The organism is Micromonospora sp. WMMD754, from assembly GCF_049315235.1.
Lineage (GTDB): Bacteria > Actinomycetota > Actinomycetes > Mycobacteriales > Micromonosporaceae > Micromonospora > Micromonospora sediminicola.
This window is the reverse complement of record NZ_CP186058.1, coordinates 51,116-69,019: the sequence shown is the minus strand read 5'-3', so window position 1 is coordinate 69,019 and position 17,904 is coordinate 51,116. Positions and strand designations below refer to the sequence as shown.

Below are 17,904 nucleotides of genomic sequence, written 5' to 3'. Positions count from 1 at the left end.
CCTCCTGTGTCGCGGTCGGCGGGCGGTCACGCCGCCCGACCGTTCGACATTCCCCGAAACGGCCCGCCGATGCCCGCTCAGCCGAGGTGCCGCAGCACCACCAGCGCCTGGTCGTCCTCGGAGCCGGCCAGGTCGCGCAGCAACGCGTCCGCGATCGCCTCCGCCGGCTCGTCGCGCACCGCGACCAGCGCCCGGTGCAGCGCCCCGACGCCCTCGTCGTACGGCCGGCCGCGCCGCTCCACCAGCCCGTCCGTGTACGCCACCAGCAGGTCGCCGGGGCCGAACGGGATCGTGGTGACGGTCATCGGCCGGTCCACCATGCCCAGCGGCATCGCGTTCTCGGTCTGCACGGTGCGCGGCGGCGCGCCGGTGGGCAGCACCACCGGGTGCGGGTGGCCGGCGCGGGCCACCCGCGCGGTGCGGGCGCGCGGGTCGACCACCACGACCAGACAGGTGCCGAGGAAGCCGACGCCGAGCAGCTCGGTGAGCCGCAGGAACACCTCCTCCAGCGGCACGCCCAGCCGGATCAGCGTGTTCAGCATGGTGCGCAGCTGCGCCATGTCGGCGGCGGCCTCCACCTGGTGCCCGACCACGTCGCCGAGCACCACGGCCAGCCGGTCGCCCTCCTGCCGGACCAGGTCGTACCAGTCGCCGCCCAGGTGCAGGCCGCTCATCGCGGGCCGGTAGCGGGTGGCCACCTCCAGGCCGCGCGGGGTGGTCAGCGACGAGCTGCGCAGACGGCCGGCCAGGCGGGTCACCAGGTTGTGCTCGGCGGCGGCCAGCCGGACCCGCTCCAGCGTCTGCTCGCACAGGTCGGCGACGGTGTCCAGCAGCGCCAGGTCGCTGTCGCGCAGCGGCCGTTCCCGTCGCCAACCGAAACCCAGCGCGGCGATCGGGCGGCGACCGGCGCCGAACAGCGGCAGCGCCACGGTGGTGACCAGGCCGTGCCCGCCGACCGGGTCGGCCAGCCCGGGGAACCGGGCGGCGAAGTCGGCCCGGTCGCGCAGCACGATGCGCTCCCCGTCGCGCAGCGCGCGCACGATCGGGCGCGGGTCGTCGACGGTCAGGTCGCGGAACGTGGCGGCCAGCGTGCCCGGCACGTCGCCGTGGTACCAGAGCCGGACCCGGCGGCCCTCGTCCCGCATGGCCAGCCCGGGCAGCTCCGCCCCGAGCGCGGTGGTGGCGGCGTCGAGGATCACCTCGATCGCCTCGGCGGTGGAGCGGGTCACGCTGAGCCGGGCGGCGAAGCCGGCCATCGCCTGTGCCGACCCGGTCAGCTCGGCCCGTTGCAGCGCCTGGCTGCACAACCCGGCCACCGCGTCGAGCAGGTTCCGCAGCGCCTCGTCCTCGGCGACCGGCCCGGCCCAGCGCACCTCCAGGGCGCCCAGCGCGGCACCGTCGCCGTAGCGCAGCGGCAGGCACAGCCCGGTGGTCCGGCCGTCGACGCCGGTCAGCGGCAGGGCCGCGTTGTCGCGTACCGCGCGGGCCAGCGGGGCCTCGGCGTCCACCGGCACCCGCTCGGCGGGGACGTCGCCGCCGGCCACGTCGAGCACGGTACGGCCGGGTCGGGCGAGCGCCACCCGCAGCGCGACCGCGTCCACCACGGCCGGCCCGACCGTGGTCACCACCTCCACGATGGCCTCGTGGCCACGCGCCGAGCTGAGCGCCCCGGCGAGCCGGGCCAGCGCCTCCGCCCGGCGCAGCGCCCGCTGCCGGTCGCTGACGTCGCGCGCCACGGTGGCCACGAACGCGGTGCCGTCCCGCCCGTCGCCGGTGGCGACGGTGAACGTCTGGTGGTCGACGTCGATCGCCTCGCCGGTGTCCCGGCGCACGAGGCGGCTCTCCGCCCGGTGGTGCCCCTCGCGCAACGCGGTCGGGATGAGCTCGGTGCGCCACAGCTCCCGCGCGTCCGGGGCGGCGAAGTCGACCAGGCCCAGCCCGTCCACCCGCTCCCGGTCACCGAGCCCGACCAGCGCCCGTCCGGCCGGGTTGACGTAGACGGTCCGGCCGTCCGGCGTGGCCACCGCGATGAAGTCGCCGGAGCGTTCCACCAGCGCCTGGAACAGCCGCAGCTCGGCCGGCGCGGCGCGGTTCGCCGCCCGCCGGCGCCTCGCCCGGGCCAGCGCCAGCGCCGTGCCGACCTGCCCGGCGACCAGCTCGACGAAGGCGCGGGCGTCGGCGTCGACCGGGCCGCCCGGGGCCAGCGCGGCGACCAGCACCCCGGCCGGGCGGTCGCCGTCCGGGTCGGGCACGGGCAGCAGGGCGACGACCGGCGCGGCCGACCCGCCGTCGGTGGACCGCGGCGGCAGCAGCCGGGGCATGCCGTCGGCCAGCACGGCGGCCACCGGCCACCCGTCGGCCGACGCCGGCGGAACCTCGACCCCGTCCGCGGCGGCCGGTCGTGGACCGTCCGGCCCGGCCAGGTGAAGCCGCACGAAGGGCAGCGCGGGAGTTCCGGCCAGCACCTTGACCGCCCGCCGGGCCACCTCGTCCGGGTCGCTCGCGTCGGACAGCGCCGTGGCCAGCGCGGCGAGCAGCCGCAGCCGCTGATCGCCGCGAACCGCGCCCGCGTCCGCGCCGGTGGCGGCGACGACGTCCGGCGACCGGGCGCCGTCCGGCGGGGTGATGCTCACCCGGGACCTCCGCTCGGGTGTGGGCGTCCGCAGTACCCGGAAACGTACCAGCGGCACGCCGCCGCGGGCGATCGTCGGACCGGTCCCCGTCGCGCGCGCGACGGGACGAACGGCCCGGCGGGTCGGCAACCGTCGCACCGTGGCCGCCAGTTGCCGCGACGCCACCCGGCGGCCGGGGCCGGCGTGCGAGGCTGGGCGGGACGGTGGTCAGGAGGTGCGCATGGGGGCGACGCCACGGCTCGACTTCGCGCTGGACACGTACGAATGCATCGTGCTCTACCCGGGTCCGTCCGGGCGGGCGCTGCCGGAGGAGACCGTGCAGCGGTTGCAGGCCGAGCACGTCCAGCACATGGGGGCGCTGCAGCGACGCGGCATCGTGCTGGTCGACGGCTCGGTGGACGGCCCGGCCCGGGAACCCGACCCGCCGATCGGCTTCGGCCTGGCCCGGACCGGTTCGGTGGACGACGTGCGCAGCGTGATGGAGGCCGATCCCGCGGTGCAGGCCGGGCTCTACCGGGTCGAGGTGCTCACCTTCCTCTGCCCCGCCGGCTCGCTGGAGTTCCCGCTGCTCAAGACCCAGAGCTGAGGGTCGCCGCGCACTGTCGCGCGGGCGACGGCGGCGGCGTCGCGGCGGTGCTACGGTCCGGCGCAGTGAGCCGCCCCGGCCCGTCCGGCGCCGCCGGCCCGGGTCGGTCGAGGAGCCGCCATGACCTCCGCCCCGGACCTGCCGCGCGCCACCGACCTGCTCCGCGAGCTGCTCGGCGACCGCCTGCTCACCCCGGCCGACGCCGGGTACCCCGACGCCGTGCGGCTGTGGAACGGTGCCCCGGCCGCCACGCCCGCCCTGGTGGCCCGCGTCGGCGACGCCGGGGAGGTCGCGCGCGCGGTTCGCGTCGCCGGGCGTTGCCACGTGCCGCTGTCGGTGCGTGCCGGCGGCCACGACTGGGCCGGCCGGGCCCTGCGCGACGGCGGCCTGGTCCTCGACCTCACCGCGCTGCGCCGGGTGGACCTCGACCCCGGGACCGGGGAGGTCACCGTGGGCGGCGGGGCGACGGCCGCCGACGTGCTCGCCGCCCTGCGACCGTACGACCGGGTCGTCGCCACCGGTGTGGTGCGCGCGGTCGGGCTGGCCGGGCTGACCCTGGCCGGCGGGTACGGCCCGCTCTGCGGCCGGTTCGGGTTGGCGCTGGACAACCTGCTCGGGGCCGAGGTGGTGCTCGCCGACGGCCGCCGGGTGACCGCCGACGCCACGCACGAGCCCGAGCTGTACTGGGCGTTGCGCGGCGGAGGCGGCAACTTCGGCGTGGTCACCGCGCTGCGCTACCGCACCCACCCGCTGGCCGCCGCGCTCGCCGGCATGCTGCTGTTCCCGCTGGGCCAGGCGGCGGCGGTACTGCGCGGCTACGGCGAGGAGGTCCGCCGGGCGCCGGACGAGTTGACGGTGATGGCCGGCTTCCTGACCGGCCCGGCGGGGGAGCCGGTGGTCTTCCTCGCCCCGGTGTTCACCGGCGCCGACGAGGCGGCGGGCCGGGCCGCGGTGGACCGGCTGCGGGCGCTCGGCACCCCGCTGGTCGACCAGGTCGCACCGCTGCCGTACGAGGACGTGCTGCGCATGTTCGACGGCGGGATGGCCGACGGCAACCACTACCTGCTGCGTACCCGGTGGTTGCCCCGGGTGGACGAGCCGGTGGTGGCCGCGCTGACCGCGGCGGCCGGCGCGGTCAGCTCGCCGTTCTCCGCGATCGCGCTGCACCACTTCCACGGCGCGGCGGCCCGGGTGGGGGTGGGGGAGACCGCGTTCGGGCTGCGCGCCGACCACCTGCTCGCCGAGATCATCGCGGTCTGGGCGCCGGGCGGCGACCCGGCGCCGCACCGGGCGTGGGCCGAGCACACCAGCGCGGCCCTGGCCCCGCACGCGTTGCCCGGCGGCTACCCGAACCTGCTCGCGCCGGAGGAGACCGACCGGGTCCGGCTGGCCTACGGGCCGAACTGGGACCGGCTGCGCCGGGCCAAGCGCCGCTACGACCCGCGTGGCGTCTTCTCGGCCGTGCCCACGCTGCCGCCGGCCGGCCCGCCCGCGCCCCGGGCCGGACAGGGGCGGCCGGATCCCCGGGAGCACCCGGCCGGACGGTGACGGCGAGCGGTACGATTTCCGCCGCGCGGTCGCCGATGCCCGCCACTCACGACGTCGCGGTGCGGTGCATCCACCGCCCGCCCGCGCGGGTTTCGCGCGTCGTTGGACAACTGTTCCTCAGTCCGCAAGGGGTCGGCCGGCAGGTCGACCCGGAGGAGAGACTAGCCTGATGGGCGTGACACGCCGCGCGAAGATCGTCTGCACTCTCGGCCCCGCCACCTCGTCCCCGGAGCGCATCCGGGGGCTCGTCGAGGCGGGCATGAACGTGGCGAGGCTCAACTTCAGCCACGGCAGTCACGCCGACCACGAGTCGGTCTACCGGATGGTCCGGGAGGCCGCCGAGGCCTCCGGCAAGCCGGTCGCCGTCCTCGCCGACCTCCAGGGTCCCAAGATCCGCCTCGGCCGCTTCGCCGACGGGCCGCACGAGTGGCGCACCGGCGACTCCGTCGTGATCACCAGTGACGAGATCGTCGGCACCAAGGAGCGGGTCTCCTGCACCTACCGCAAGCTGCCGCAGGAGGTGAAGCCGGGCGACCGGCTGCTGATCGACGACGGCCGGGTCGCGGTCGAGGTCAGCGACGTCACCGGCAACGACATCCGCTGCCTGGTCACCGAGGGCGGCCCGGTCTCCAACAACAAGGGCGTCTCGCTGCCCAACGTGGCGGTCAGCGTCCCGGCCATGTCCGACAAGGACGCCGAGGACCTGCGCTTCGCCCTCGGCCTCGGCGTCGACCTGGTCGCGCTGTCGTTCGTCCGCTCGGCGGAGGACATCAAGCTGGTCCACTCGATCATGGACGAGGAGGGTGTGCGCCGCCCGGTCCTCGCCAAGGTCGAGAAGCCGGAGGCGGTCGACCACCTGGAGGCGATCGTGCTCGCCTTCGACGGCGTCATGGTCGCCCGCGGCGACCTCGGCGTCGAGCTGCCGCTGGACCAGGTCCCGCTGGTGCAGAAGCGCGCCGTGCAGCTCTGCCGGGAGAACGCCAAGCCGGTCATCGTGGCCACCCAGATGCTCGACTCGATGATCGAGAACTCCCGACCCACCCGTGCCGAGGCCTCCGACGTGGCCAACGCGGTGCTCGACGGCGCGGACGCGGTGATGCTCTCCGGCGAGACCAGCGTCGGCAAGTACCCGGTGCTCACCGTCAGCACCATGGCGAAGATCGTCACCACCACCGAGGCCGGCTCGATCGCCGTCCCCCGGTTGCAGCACGACCCGCGTACGCACGGCGGCGCGCTGACCGTCGCCGCCTCCTCCATCGCCCGCGCCATCGGCGCCAAGGCCATGGTCGCGTTCTCGCAGACCGGCGACACCGTCAAGCGACTCAGCCGGCTGCACTGCGACCTGCCGCTGCTGGCCTTCACCCCGGTGCCGGAGGTGCGCAACCAGCTCGCGCTCTGCTGGGGCGTGGAGACGTTCCTGATGCCGTTCGTCGAGCACACCGACGACATGTTCCGCCAGGTCGACCAGGCGCTGCTCGGCCTCAACCGGGCCAACCCGGGCGACTACGTGGTGATCGTGGCGGGCAGCCCGCCCGGCACCCCCGGTTCCACCAACACGCTGCGGGTGCACCAGCTCGGTTCGCTGGTCGACGCGGCCTCGGCCCGGGCGCTCCAGTGAGCGCGAGGAGTGAGCCGGGTTTGCGAGCCCCGCAGTCGCGAACGAAGGTGGCGCAGTGAGTGACGCTCCGGTGGCGACCGGGCAGGCGGCGGTCGACCAGCTGCTGGAGGTGCTGGACCTGGCGCAGACCGGCGAGATGGCCTTCCGCGGGATGAGCCCGCCGGTGGGCCCGCAGCGGGTCTACGGCGGTCAGGTCGCCGGCCAGGCGTTGGTCGCGGCCGGCCGCACGGTCGACCCGGAGCGGGCCGTGCACTCGCTGCACGGCTACTTCGTCCGGCCCGGCGACCCGGCCGAGCCGATCGACTACCAGGTGGAGAACGTCCGCGACGGCCGCTCCTTCTCGGTGCGCCGCTCGGTGGCGTTGCAGCACGACAAGCCGATCTTCTTCATGTCGGCGTCGTTCCAGCGGCAGGAGGAGGGGCTGGACCACCACGCCCCGCTCCCGCCCGACGTGCCCGCGCCGGACGACGTGCCGACCATGACCGACCGGCTGTCCCGCTACCCGGAACGGCTCGGCATCTGGGGTCAGATCCCGCGCCCGATCGACGTGCGCTACGTCGGCGAGCCCGGCTGGGTACGCCCCGGCGACCGGCCGGCGGAGCCGCACCAGCGGGTCTGGATGCGCATCGACGGCAAGCTGCCGGACGATCCGCTGCTGCACGCCTGCGCCCTCACGTACGCGTCCGACCTGACGCTGCTCGACTCGGTGCTGTCGGTGCACGGCGAGGTGTGGGGGCCGGGTGGTGTGGTGGGCGCCAGCCTCGACCACGCGCTCTGGTTCCACCGGCCGTTCCGTGCCGACGAGTGGTTCCTCTACGACTGCTGGAGCCCGTCGGCGTCGGGGGCCCGTGGCCTGGCCACCGGCCGGATGTTCACCACCGACGGCCGGCACATCGCCAGCGCCGTGCAGGAGGGGCTGCTGCGTCGGGTCGGCGGCTGAGCCGGCAACCGTGACCGATCGGCCGAGGGTCGGGAGTCCGGGCGGCTGAACCGGCGACTAACCTTGCCGGCATGCGTCTCTCCGCCCGGGTCGACTACGCCCTCCGTGCGGCCGCCGAGCTGGCCTCGGTCGCCGACGGCGCGGCCGTCGGGCGGAGTCGGCCGGTGACCGCCGAGCAGATCGCCCGCTCCCAGGACATCCCGCCGAAGTTCCTCGAGAGCATCCTGCTCCAGCTGCGCCGGGGCGGCATCGTGCACGCGCAGCGCGGCCCGGAGGGCGGCTACTGGCTGGCCCGGCCGGCGTCCGAGATCTCCCTGGCCGAGGTGATCCGGGTGATCGACGGGCCGCTCGCGCACGTGCGCGGGCAGCGTCCGGAGCAGCTCGGCTACCAGGGCGCGGCCCGTGCGCTGCAGGACGTCTGGATCGCGCTGCGGGCCAGCGAGCGGGAGATCCTGGAGCTGGTCACCATCGCCGACGTGGCCGCCGGCACGCTGCCCGGCCGGGTCAACGAGCTGGCCGCCGACCCGCGCGCCTGGAGCTGACGCCCGCCGCTGCGCTCCCGACCGCCCGCCGCCGGGGCCGTCCGGCGTGTTCCCACCAACCGGATGGGGGACTTGACCGGGACCCCCTCCGTGCCGCATTGTCGACCAAGTCGATAGGAGATACCGAAAAGTCAGGGGGCGCTCGTGCGCAAGCTGCTGGTCCTCGCCCTCGTCGGGCTCGCCGCGCAACTGGTCGACGGCGCTCTCGGCATGGCGTACGGGCTGACCTCCTCGACCCTGCTGCTCTTCGCCGGGGTCGCGCCGGCCGCCGCCTCCGCCTCGGTGCACCTGGCCGAGATCGGCACCACGCTCGCCGCCGGCGTCTCGCACTGGCGCTTCGGCAACGTCGACTGGAAGGTGGTCGGGCGCATCGCCCTGCCGGGCGCGCTCGGCGCGTTCGCCGGCGCCACCTTCCTCAGCTCCATCTCCACCGAGTCGGCCGCCCCCTGGATGGCCGCCATCCTGTTCACCCTCGGCGCGTACCTGCTGGTCCGCTTCTCCCGGCCGCTGCGCGCCAACCGCGCCGCCGGCCGGCTGCGCAGCCGCTTCCTGGCCCCGCTCGGGCTGGTCGCTGGCTTCGTCGACGCCACCGGCGGTGGCGGCTGGGGTCCGGTCGCCACCCCGGCGCTGCTGGTCTCCGGCCGGATGGAGCCGCGCAAGGTCATCGGCTCGGTGGACACCTCCGAGTTCGTGGTGGCGGGCGCGGCCAGCCTCGGCTTCCTGATCGGGCTCGGCTCCGAGGGCTTCCTGCTGCCCACCGTGGCCGCGCTGCTGGTCGGCGGCCTGATCGCCGCGCCTATCGCGGCCTGGCTGGTCCGCATCGTGCCCGCCCAGGTGCTCGGCGCCGTCATCGGCGGCGTGATCGTGCTGACCAACGCCCGCACCCTGCTGCGCGCCGGCGAGCTGGGCGGCCCGGTGCCGGCCCTGGTCTACGCGGCGCTCGGCGCCGGCTGGCTGGTCGCCGTGGTGCTGGCGGTACGCGCGCTGCGCCGTGCCCGCCGTGCCCGCGCCACGGTCGACGCGGCGCTCGCCGCCACTCCGGCCGCTCCGGCCGCTTCAGCCGTTCCCGCCGCTCCGGCCGTTCCCGTCGCCCCCGAGGCTGCCACCTCGCTCGACGAGCCGGGGGAGTCCCGCCGGCTCGCTGCCGCCGTCGAGAGCTGACGCGGCCGGCTCCGGCCCGCGCCTGGTGATCCGGGCCGGGCGGGAGCGGCGTCTCCCGGGGCGATCCCGACACGACAAGCTCCCGGCTGAACACCCGCCGGCGCGGCCTCCGTCGGCGCGTCGCCGGTCGAGACCTCAATCCCTTTCGAGCGGTATACCGCTGGGTCATATTCATGACTCAGCGGTATACCGCCTCTCCATCGTCGGCCGTGGACGGCGGTTACCGCGAGTGACGGACCGCCAGCCGGCAATCCGACCCGTGGCCGGGGCGGACGGCAGACGGGACGCGTTCACCGTCACCGGCCAGCGGCCGGCGGGAGTCAGCGGCCAGCGGGAGTCAGCGGCCGGCGGTCTCCGCCTCCGGCGAGGGGCCGGGGGCGCCGGACTTGTCGGGAGAGCGGCTTGTCGGGTGTGCGGCGATGCCCTAACCTGACGGAACGCGGAGCCTAGTTACCGACGTCGATGTCCGGCGTCGGCCGTCGCGTCAGCGCGCGTAGTCTCTCGCCGGCCCGGGCAGGTCGGCGCCCTCGCGTGCCTGACCTCCGCGAAAGGCATCCCCGTGCATCCCACCACCCCACGCCGTCGGCTCGCGCTGCTCGCCGCGGCCTCGGCGCTCACCCTGACGGCCGGCGCGCTCACCACGGTGACCGCCGCCGCGGCGGCCGTTGCCTGCCGGATCGACTACCGGATCACCAACCAGTGGAGCGGCGGCTTCGGCGCCGACGTCACCGTGACCAACCTCGGCGACCCGGTGAACGGCTGGACGCTCGCCTGGAGCTTCGCCGCCGGCCAGCAGGTCGTCCAGGCCTGGAACGCCACGGTCAGCCAGTCCGGCGCCCAGGTCACCGCCCGCGACGCCGGCTACAACGCGGCGATCGGCACCGGCGGCACCGCGAGCTTCGGCTTCAACGGCTCGTGGAACAACGCCGCCAACCCCGTGCCGAGCGCGTTCACGCTCAACGGCACCACCTGCACCGGCGCGACCCCGACCACGCCTCCGCCCACCACACCACCCCCCACCACGACGCCTCCACCGACCACGCCACCGGCCGGCGCCAAGCAGATGGAGAAGCTCGACCGAGGGCTGATCAGCGTCCGCTCCGGCAGCGGGAACCTGGTCTCCTGGCGGCTGCTCGGCACCGAGACCACTGGCGTGTCGTTCAACCTCTACCGGGGCGGCACGAAGGTCAACGGCAGCCCGATCACCGGCGCCACCACCTACCTGGACGCCGGCGCGGCCGCCGGGTCCGCGTACACCGTGCGGGCCGTGGTGGACGGCGCCGAGCAGGCGGCGTCCGCCCCGGCGCTGCAGTTCGCCAACGGCTATCTCGACGTGCCGATCCAGCCGCCGCCCGGCGGCACCACGCCGGGCGGCGAGGCGTACACCTACTCCGCCAACGACGCGAGCGTGGGCGACCTCGACGGCGACGGCCGCTACGAGTTCGTGCTCAAGTGGGACCCGTCGAACAGCAAGGACAACTCGCAGTCCGGCTACACCGGCACCGTCTACGTCGACGCGTACACCCTCACCGGCGCCCGGCTGTGGCGCCTCGACCTGGGCCGAAACATCCGCGCCGGCGCCCACTACACCCAGTTCCAGGTGTACGACTACGACGGCGACGGGGACGCCGAGGTGGCCATGAAGACCGCCGACGGCACCCGCTCCGGCACCGGCCAGGTGATCGGGAACGCCTCCGCCGACCACCGCAACTCCAGCGGCTACGTGCTCGCCGGCCCCGAGTACCTGACCATGTTCGACGGCCGCACCGGCGCCGCCCTGTCCACAGTCGACTACGACCCGCCGCGCGGCACCGTCTCGTCCTGGGGTGACTCCTACGGCAACCGGGTGGACCGGTTCCTCGCCGCCACCGCCTACCTGGACGGGCAGCGCCCCTCGCTGGTCATGGCGCGCGGCTACTACACCCGGGCGGTGATCGCCGCCTGGGACTTCCGCGACGGCACGCTGCGCAGGCGGTGGACGTTCGACTCCAACGCCTCCGGCAACGGCGCCGCCGCCGGTCAGGGCAACCACAACCTGTCCGTCGCCGACGTGGACGGCGACGGCCGCCAGGAGATCGTGTACGGCGCTGCCACGATCGACGACAACGGCCGGCTGCTCTACTCCACCGGCAACGGTCACGGCGACGCGCTGCACGTCGGCGACCTCGACCCGGCCCGCGCCGGCCTGGAGGTGTTCAAGGTCGACGAGGACGCCAGCAAGCCCAGCTCGTGGATGGCCGACGCGCGTACCGGGCAGATCCTCTGGCAGACCGCGCCCGACGGCGACAACGGCCGGGGTGTCTCCGACGACGTCTGGGCCGGCAGCCCCGGCGCGGAGTCCTGGTCGTCGGCGGTCGACGGCCTGCTCAACACCCGGGGTCAGAACGTCGGCCGCAAGCCGTCCTCGGCGAACTTCCTGATCTGGTGGGACGGCGATCCGGTCCGCGAGCTGCTCGACGGCACCAAGGTCGACAAGTACGGCACCGGCGGCGAGACCCGCCTGCTCACCGGCGGCAACGTCGCGTCCAACAACGGCACCAAGTCCACCCCGGCACTCTCCGGTGACATCCTCGGCGACTGGCGCGAGGAGGTGGTCTGGCGCACCGCCGACAGCACCGCGCTGCGGATCTACAGCACACCGGTCACCACCGGTCTGCGGCTGCCCACCCTGATGCACGACCCGCAGTATCGGGTGGCCGTGGCCTGGCAGAACACCGCCTACAACCAACCGCCGCACCCGGGATTCCACCTCGGCGACGGCATGAGCACACCGGCCGCGCCGAACATCTACCTGCGCTGACGGAAAAGCAGGCACCGGGCCGCCGGCCGCGGAATCCGCTCGGCCGGCGACCCGGTGCACCACACCGCAGCATTCCCGACCCGTCCCGACCGGGAATGCCGTACCACCACCGGGGACAAAGCTATGCGTCCCACGCGACGGGGCGGTGACGTGGCTATGAAGAGCGTGTTTCAGCCCTCCCGGCGCAGGCCACCCGCGACCTTCTCCGCGATCAACTCGAACGAGCGGACCCGGTCCGCCACGTCGTAGACCATCGTGGTCAGCATCAACTCGTCCGCGCCGGTGCGCTCCACCAGCGCACCGAGCTGCCCGGCCACCGTCTCCGGCGAGCCGGTCGCCTGGCCGTCGCGGCGCTGCGCCACGAACTCCCGCTCGAACTCCGAGTACGGGTAGGCCGCCGCCTCCTCCGGCGTGACCAGCGGCTCCGGCCGCCCCGACCGCAGCTTCAGGAACGACAGCCCGGCCGGCCCGGCCAGCCACTCGGCCCGCTCGTCGGTCTCCGCGCAGACCGCGTTGACCGCCACCATCGCGTACGGCCGGTCCAGCCACTGCGACGGCCGGAAGTGCTGCCGGTAGAGCTGCAACGCCGGGATCGTGTTCTGCGCGCTGAAGTGGTGCGCGAACGAGAACGGCAACCCGAGCAGGCCGGCGAGCTGGGCGCTGAACCCGCTGGACCCGAGCAGCCACACCTGCGGCGACTGCCCCCGACCCGGCGTCGCGGTGATCGGCCCCGGCTCGGCGCCGGAGAAGTAGTTCATCAGGTCGGCCAGCTCACGCGGGAAGTGCTCCGCGGACAGGCCCTCCATGGTGCGGCGCAGCGCCAGCGCGGTCACCTGGTCGGTGCCGGGCGCCCGGCCGATGCCCAGGTCGATCCGGCCCGGGTGCAGCGCCTCCAGGGTGCCGAACTGCTCGGCCACCACCAGCGGCGCGTGGTTGGGCAGCATCACCCCGCCCGAACCCAGCCGGATCGTGCTGGTGTTCGCGGCCAGGTGCGCGAGCAGCACCGCCGGCGCCGAACTCGCGATCGCCGGCATGTTGTGGTGCTCCGCCACCCAGAACCGGCGGTAGCCCAGCTCCTCGGTGCGGCGGGCCAGCTCGGTGGTGTGCCGCAGCGCCTCACCGGCGCTGCCGGTCGCGGCCACCGGGGCAAGGTCAAGGACAGACATCGGTACGTCGATCACGGCTGGGTGCAACCTGCCGAGTGCCGGAATTGTTCCCTCGGGTGCGCTACCCCATACCCCGGGCCTGCTCGAAGATCAGACTGGTCTGGGTGTGCTGCACCACCGGGTCCACCGCCAGGTGGTCGAGCACGAAGTCGCGCAGCGCGTCACCCGAGGCCGCCCGCACGTGCAGCACGTAGTCCTCCGCGCCCGCGACGTGGAACACCGACACCACCCCCGGCAGCCGCACCGACCGGGCCCGGAACGCGTCCACCGCGGCCCGCTCGTGCGCCGTCAGCCGAACCGACACCAGCGCCTGCAACGGCAGGCCCACCGCCGCCGGGTCGACCTCGGCGTGGAACCCGCGGATCGCCCCGCACTCGCGCAGCGCCCGGGTCCGCGTCAGGCACGTCGAGGGCGCCACCCCCACCCGCTCCGCGAGCGCGTTGTTGGGCAGCCGCCCGTCGGTCGCCAGTTCGGTGAGGATCGCGCGGTCGACGTCGTCCAGGCCGGCGAACGGCCGTACATCATTCGGTGCGGCAGGCATGCCGCCATCTTTCACCGAACTCAGGCGAGACGAAAGCGTGATTCGCAGAATCTTGTTCGCTCCTCTTGCCTCGAAGCGTCGTCATGTTCGACGCTTCCCGCCATGACTTCCGTGGACACCGCAGCCGTGCACGCCGGACGCGACGACCTCGCCGGGCTCGGCGTCCACGTCCCGCCCATCGACCTCTCCACCACCAACCCGCTGCCCTCCGTCGCCGGCGGCGGCGACGACTACGAGACGCTCGCCACCGGCGGCACCCTCCCGGCCGGCGGCAGCGCCGTCTACCAGCGGCTCTGGAACCCCACGGTGGCCCGCTTCGAGACCGCGCTCGCCCAGCTCGAGGGCACCGCCGAGGCGGTCGCGTTCGCCAGCGGCATGGCCGCGCTCACCGCCACCCTGCTGGCCGCCACCCGCGACGGGAAACGCCACGTCGTCGCCGTCCGCCCCCTCTACGGCGGCACCGACCACGTCCTCGCCACCGGCCTGCTCGGCACCGAGGTCACCTGGGCCCGCGCGGGCGAGGTCGCCGCCGCGATCCGCCCCGACACCGCGGTGGTCGTCGTCGAGACCCCCGCCAACCCCACCCTCGACCTGGTCGACATCGCCGCGCTCGCCACCGCCGCCGGCGACGTCCCGCTGCTGGTCGACAACACCGTCGCCACCCCGGTGCTCCAGCGACCCGCCCGCCACGGCGCCGCCCTCGTGCTGCACAGCGCCACCAAGAGCATCGGTGGACACGGCGACGTCCTCGCCGGCGTCGTCGCCTGCGCGCCCGAGTGGGCCGCCCGGCTGCGCCAGGTCCGCGCCGTCACCGGGGCCGTCCTGCACCCGCTCGGCGCGTACCTGCTGCACCGCGGCCTGCAGACCCTGCCGCTGCGGGTCCGCGCCCAGCAGGCCGGCGCCGAGAAGCTCGCCGCCTGGCTCGCCGGCCACCCCGCCGTCGAGCGCGTGCACCACCCGTCGTTGCACGACCCGGCCGGGCTGGTCGGCCGCCAGATGTCCGGCACCGGCAGCCTGCTCGCCTTCGAGGTACGCGGCGGCGCGCCCGCCGCCGCCGTGGTCGCCGGCGCCTGCGAGCTGATCACCCACGCGGTGTCGCTCGGCGGCGTCGACACGCTGATCCAGCACCCCGCCTCGCTCACCCACCGGCCGGTCGAGGGCGACGCGAAGCCGTGCGGCGGGCTGCTGCGCGTCTCGGTCGGGCTGGAGGACCCGGAGGACCTGCGGGCGGATCTGGCGCGGGCGCTGGCCACGATCTGAGGCCCGGCCGCGTCACCGGCGCCTCGGGTTGACCTGGCGCGGGCGCTGCCTCGATCTGCGGCCCGGCCGCGTCGCCGGCGCCGTCCGGTCAGGACTTCGGGCCGACGTGGCGGTCCAGGGCGGCGACGGCCTCGCGGCGGGCCACCGACAGGGAGTTGCGGCGGTTCATCCGCCAGGCGATGCCGAGCAGGTCGAGCGCCCATTGGCAGAGGCCCATGATGTCGGTGGACTCGTTGACGAACATGTAGCGCGGATAGACGTATTTCTTGCCCCGCACGGTCACCCGGTTGCTGACCCGGCAGCCGTCGGAGTGGAAAAGACCGCGTAGGAAGTCGCCGGGGTGTGCCTGGATGATGGGCCGCTGCCAGTCAGCCAGGACGATTGGGCGCTCGTGCTTCTTGCCCGGCCCGTGCTGCGGGAACAGGCACGGCCAGTGCGTGCCGTAGCTCTGCACGGCGACGCAGCCCTGTTTCTGCACCCGCTGCACGGACATGGCCATGACCGCCCGCATCGCGTCCTCGCAGGCGGCGATCAGGTTCGGCCAGTTCTCGGCGCAGAAGACGCGCAGGACCGGTACCCGGCCCACGACGAGGTGGCCGTCGCCCAGGTAGAGGCCGAGGAGATAGGCGTACTGCGCCGGATCTGGCGGATCATCGACACCTGCTCGGCAGCGGAAACACCGCTCCGCCGTGCTCCGCTGCCTCGGCTCGGGGCGGTCCACGCACCAGTGCCGGACGGTGGGGTAGGACAGCCCGACCGCACGAGCGGCCTCGGCGACGGTCGCTCCGGCGAGATAGAGATTTCGTGCGCGAGCGCGGATCTCGGGTGGATGCACAGGCTCATGGTCGAACGCCTGTATGACATTTTGGTGCCCTCGGTGGGATTCGAACCCACACTGTATGGAGTTTGAATCCATTGCCTGCTGCCAGTTGGGCTACGAGGGCGTTCCGTGATTCGGCCTCGACAGCCTACCCGCTAGGCTGAAGGCGGCGACACCCGGCACGGCGGGTGTCGGGTTCGAACTGGTGGGAGTGGCTCGTGGGCGAGATGCAGACGGATGCCGAGCGCAAGCGCGTTCTGATCGCCGAGGACGAGGCGCTCATCCGGCTGGACCTGGCCGAGATGCTGGTCGAGGAGGGCTACGAGGTCGTCGGCGAGGCCGGTGACGGCGAGACCGCCGTCAAGCTCGCCGAGGAGCTCAAGCCGGACCTGGTCATCCTCGACATCAAGATGCCGATCATGGACGGGCTGGCCGCCGCCGAGCGGATCGCCGGCGCGCGCATCGCCCCCGTGATCATCTTGACCGCGTTCAGCCAGCGGGACCTGGTCGAGCGGGCCCGGGCGGCCGGCGCGATGGCCTACCTGGTCAAGCCGTTCCAGAAGAGCGACCTGGTGCCGGCGGTGGAGATCGCGCTGTCCCGCTACTCGGAGATCGCCGCGTTGGAGGCGGAGGTCGCCGGCCTGACCGACCGGCTGGAGATCCGCAAGACCGTCGAGCGGGCCAAGGGCGCGCTGATGACGACGTACGGGATGACCGAGCCGCAGGCGTTCAAGTGGATCCAGCGCACCGCGATGGACCACCGGATGACCATGAAGGAGGTCGCCGAGCGGATCCTCGCCGAGACCGCGGGCGGCGAGGTGGCGCAGCCCGCCTCCTGACCCGTCGTCGGGTTACCGGGGTCGGCGGCGGTCGATACGATCGCCGGCATGCGACGACCGGCGGCGGTGCTCGGCCTGCTCGTGGCGCTGCTGGCCGCGTGTCACGCCGCCGACCGGCCCGCGCCGGAGCCGCTGCGCCCGGCCTGGCAGCAGGTCGACCTGCCGCTGCCGGCCGGCCTCTCCGGTCGGGAGGTGTTGCGTGACGCCGCGGCCTGCGCGGGGCGGTGGTTCGTCGTCGGGGCGGTGCGGGACCCGGACGGGACGCCGCATCCGGCCGCCTGGTCGAGTGTGGACGGCGTCGCCTGGACGCCGCTGCGTCCGGTGCCGCGCAGCGCGTACGGGGCGGAGAACGTGCTGACCGCGGTGGGCTGCCGGGACGGCCGGCCGGTGGCGGTGGGTGGTCGTAGCGGCGGGGTGCACGGCAATCCCCGGATCAGCACCTGGCGCCAGGACCGGGACGGTTCGTTGGTGGAGGTGCCGGCGGAGTTCGAGGTGTTCGGCGGCCCGGACGCGGTGAACGTGGGTCGGGTCGCGGGCGGGCCGGGCGGTTGGTTGATCTCCGGGAACCGGGCCACCGGCGCGGCGGCCTGGGTGTCGCCGGACGCCTCGGAGTTCCGGCTGGTCAGCGGTGTGCCGGGGCTGGTCGCCGACGGTTCGGGCCGGCCCTGGGCGGCCGACGGCGCGGCGACCGGGTCGGGGTGGCTCATGGTGGGCTCGGTGCTGCCGTCGGGGCGTACCGGATCGGACGCGGCGGTGTGGACCTCGCCGGACGGGTCGTCCTGGCGGCGTGCGGTGCTCCCCGGCGGCGGCGTGGACCAGGACCTGCAACGGGTGGTCCGGCTGGGCGACCGGTCGGTGGCGTTGGGCCGGCGGGGCGACGGCGTGGGCGCGTGGGTGGGGGAGGGCGACGCCTGGCGGCCGACCGGCGGTCCGGCGGGCGGGGGCGCGGACCGGCCCGCCCGGGTGTGGGGGTTGGCGGCGCGCGGCGACGGCGTGTTCGCGGTGCTCGCCGGTCCGGCGGAGGGCGCGGGCTGGTTCTCGCCGGACGGTGACCGGTGGTTGCCGGTGGCGCTGCCGGCGGCGGTTCCGGGGGGCAGCGACCGGTCGGTGGCGGTCGCGGCGGCGGGTGACGACGCCCTGCTGCTGGTGGACGACGGTGGCCGGGCGCGGGTGTGGTCCGCGCGGGGCTCGTGGCACCCCGCGTGACGTTCTCACCAGCGTGTTTCCGGTCGGTGTCGGATGTCCGATCGTCCCACCCCGTGATCCGGTGTGTTACACCACAGCTGTGAATCCGGCCACTCAACGTAACGGTTAGGTCAACCCCGCTTCTCAGGTCTACCTTCGCCCCCCGCTGGTGGGATAACGTCCCGGCCCAGACCGGGATCGCGGTCGGTCCGGCCAACCCTCGCAAGGTCCAATTCGCGCTGGGTGGTTTCCGGGCCTTCGGACG

General features: G+C 74.6%; 14 protein-coding genes and 1 tRNA gene. 10 read left to right on the top strand and 5 right to left on the bottom strand.

Annotated elements, in window-relative coordinates:
• Positions 1 to 77: 77 nt before the first annotated feature.
• Positions 78 to 2,633 (bottom strand): SpoIIE family protein phosphatase, encoded by a 2,556-nt coding sequence (locus ACN27B_RS00310; RefSeq protein WP_422742938.1) that lies wholly within the window; start codon positions 2,631 to 2,633, stop codon positions 78 to 80.
• A 220-nt stretch (positions 2,634 to 2,853) separates the two neighbouring features.
• Here ACN27B_RS00310 and ACN27B_RS00305 point away from each other — a divergent pair, with 220 nt between their 5' ends.
• The 7 genes from ACN27B_RS00305 to ACN27B_RS00275 all read left to right on the top strand — a co-directional run bounded on the left by ACN27B_RS00305 (position 2,854) and on the right by ACN27B_RS00275 (position 11,828).
• On the top strand, positions 2,854 to 3,219 hold the full coding sequence (locus ACN27B_RS00305; protein WP_091573345.1) for a YciI family protein: 366 nt from the start codon (positions 2,854 to 2,856) through the stop codon (positions 3,217 to 3,219).
• A 120-nt stretch (positions 3,220 to 3,339) separates the two neighbouring features.
• The gene (locus tag ACN27B_RS00300) at positions 3,340 to 4,767 is read left to right on the top strand and encodes an FAD-binding oxidoreductase (protein WP_422742935.1); all 1,428 of its coding nucleotides are present in this window, start codon (positions 3,340 to 3,342) and stop codon (positions 4,765 to 4,767) included.
• A gap of 169 nt (positions 4,768 to 4,936) precedes the next feature.
• The gene (gene pyk / locus ACN27B_RS00295; protein WP_099164339.1) at positions 4,937 to 6,385 is read left to right on the top strand and encodes a pyruvate kinase; all 1,449 of its coding nucleotides are present in this window, start codon (positions 4,937 to 4,939) and stop codon (positions 6,383 to 6,385) included.
• Positions 6,386 to 6,455: 70 nt separating this feature from the next.
• On the top strand, positions 6,456 to 7,325 hold the full coding sequence (locus ACN27B_RS00290) for an acyl-CoA thioesterase (protein ID WP_091573348.1): 870 nt from the start codon (positions 6,456 to 6,458) through the stop codon (positions 7,323 to 7,325).
• Positions 7,326 to 7,396: 71 nt separating this feature from the next.
• Positions 7,397 to 7,867 (top strand): RrF2 family transcriptional regulator, encoded by a 471-nt coding sequence (locus ACN27B_RS00285; RefSeq protein WP_099164340.1) that lies wholly within the window; start codon positions 7,397 to 7,399, stop codon positions 7,865 to 7,867.
• Positions 7,868 to 8,011: 144 nt separating this feature from the next.
• Entirely contained in the window at positions 8,012 to 9,028 is a 1,017-nt protein-coding gene (locus ACN27B_RS00280; protein WP_099164341.1) for a sulfite exporter TauE/SafE family protein, read from the top strand.
• A gap of 559 nt (positions 9,029 to 9,587) precedes the next feature.
• Positions 9,588 to 11,828 (top strand): cellulose binding domain-containing protein, encoded by a 2,241-nt coding sequence (locus tag ACN27B_RS00275; protein ID WP_422742932.1) that lies wholly within the window; start codon positions 9,588 to 9,590, stop codon positions 11,826 to 11,828.
• 170 nt (positions 11,829 to 11,998) lie between these two features.
• On the opposite strand, the gene ACN27B_RS00270 is transcribed toward ACN27B_RS00275, so the two are convergent.
• Positions 11,999 to 12,994: an LLM class flavin-dependent oxidoreductase gene (locus ACN27B_RS00270; protein ID WP_172967959.1), complete on the bottom strand. Its 996-nt coding sequence runs from the start codon at positions 12,992 to 12,994 to the stop codon at positions 11,999 to 12,001.
• 61 nt (positions 12,995 to 13,055) lie between these two features.
• Complete coding sequence (locus tag ACN27B_RS00265; RefSeq protein ID WP_098748120.1) at positions 13,056 to 13,535, bottom strand: Lrp/AsnC family transcriptional regulator; 480 nt, start codon at positions 13,533 to 13,535, stop codon at positions 13,056 to 13,058.
• Between the two features lie 102 nt (positions 13,536 to 13,637).
• Between ACN27B_RS00265 and ACN27B_RS00260 the strand changes: the two genes are divergently transcribed.
• Positions 13,638 to 14,795: a trans-sulfuration enzyme family protein gene (locus ACN27B_RS00260; protein WP_422742931.1), complete on the top strand. Its 1,158-nt coding sequence runs from the start codon at positions 13,638 to 13,640 to the stop codon at positions 14,793 to 14,795.
• A gap of 88 nt (positions 14,796 to 14,883) precedes the next feature.
• Here the strand turns inward: ACN27B_RS00260 and ACN27B_RS00255 are convergent, their stop codons facing one another.
• Both ACN27B_RS00255 and ACN27B_RS00250 read right to left on the bottom strand, forming a co-directional pair.
• Entirely contained in the window at positions 14,884 to 15,630 is a 747-nt protein-coding gene (locus ACN27B_RS00255) for a terminase gpP N-terminus-related DNA-binding protein (protein ID WP_422742930.1), read from the bottom strand.
• A 31-nt stretch (positions 15,631 to 15,661) separates the two neighbouring features.
• A tRNA-Leu gene (locus tag ACN27B_RS00250) sits at positions 15,662 to 15,739 on the bottom strand.
• A 94-nt stretch (positions 15,740 to 15,833) separates the two neighbouring features.
• Here ACN27B_RS00250 and ACN27B_RS00245 point away from each other — a divergent pair.
• Positions 15,834 to 16,454, top strand: a complete 621-nt coding sequence (locus ACN27B_RS00245; RefSeq protein ID WP_091573355.1) for an ANTAR domain-containing response regulator — start codon at positions 15,834 to 15,836, stop codon at positions 16,452 to 16,454.
• 48 nt (positions 16,455 to 16,502) lie between these two features.
• Positions 16,503 to 17,660, top strand: coding sequence for a hypothetical protein (locus tag ACN27B_RS00240; protein ID WP_099164346.1), 1,158 nt, complete (start codon positions 16,503 to 16,505; stop codon positions 17,658 to 17,660).
• Positions 17,661 to 17,904: the final 244 nt, after the last annotated feature.

What these genes read in the sequence shown, in the direction of transcription:
- ACN27B_RS00305 (WP_091573345.1), top strand. Translation starts at nt 2,854, where the DNA reads ATGGGGGCGACGCCACGGCTCGACTTCGCGCTGGACACGTACGAATGC.
- ACN27B_RS00300 (WP_422742935.1), top strand. Translation starts at nt 3,340, where the DNA reads ATGACCTCCGCCCCGGACCTGCCGCGCGCCACCGACCTGCTCCGCGAG.
- pyk (WP_099164339.1), top strand. Translation starts at nt 4,937, where the DNA reads ATGGGCGTGACACGCCGCGCGAAGATCGTCTGCACTCTCGGCCCCGCC.
- ACN27B_RS00285 (WP_099164340.1), top strand. Translation starts at nt 7,397, where the DNA reads ATGCGTCTCTCCGCCCGGGTCGACTACGCCCTCCGTGCGGCCGCCGAG.
- ACN27B_RS00270 (WP_172967959.1), bottom strand. Translation starts at nt 12,994, where the DNA reads ATGTCTGTCCTTGACCTTGCCCCGGTGGCCGCGACCGGCAGCGCCGGT.
- ACN27B_RS00265 (WP_098748120.1), bottom strand. Translation starts at nt 13,535, where the DNA reads ATGCCTGCCGCACCGAATGATGTACGGCCGTTCGCCGGCCTGGACGAC.
- ACN27B_RS00260 (WP_422742931.1), top strand. Translation starts at nt 13,638, where the DNA reads ATGACTTCCGTGGACACCGCAGCCGTGCACGCCGGACGCGACGACCTC.
- ACN27B_RS00240 (WP_099164346.1), top strand. Translation starts at nt 16,503, where the DNA reads ATGCGACGACCGGCGGCGGTGCTCGGCCTGCTCGTGGCGCTGCTGGCC.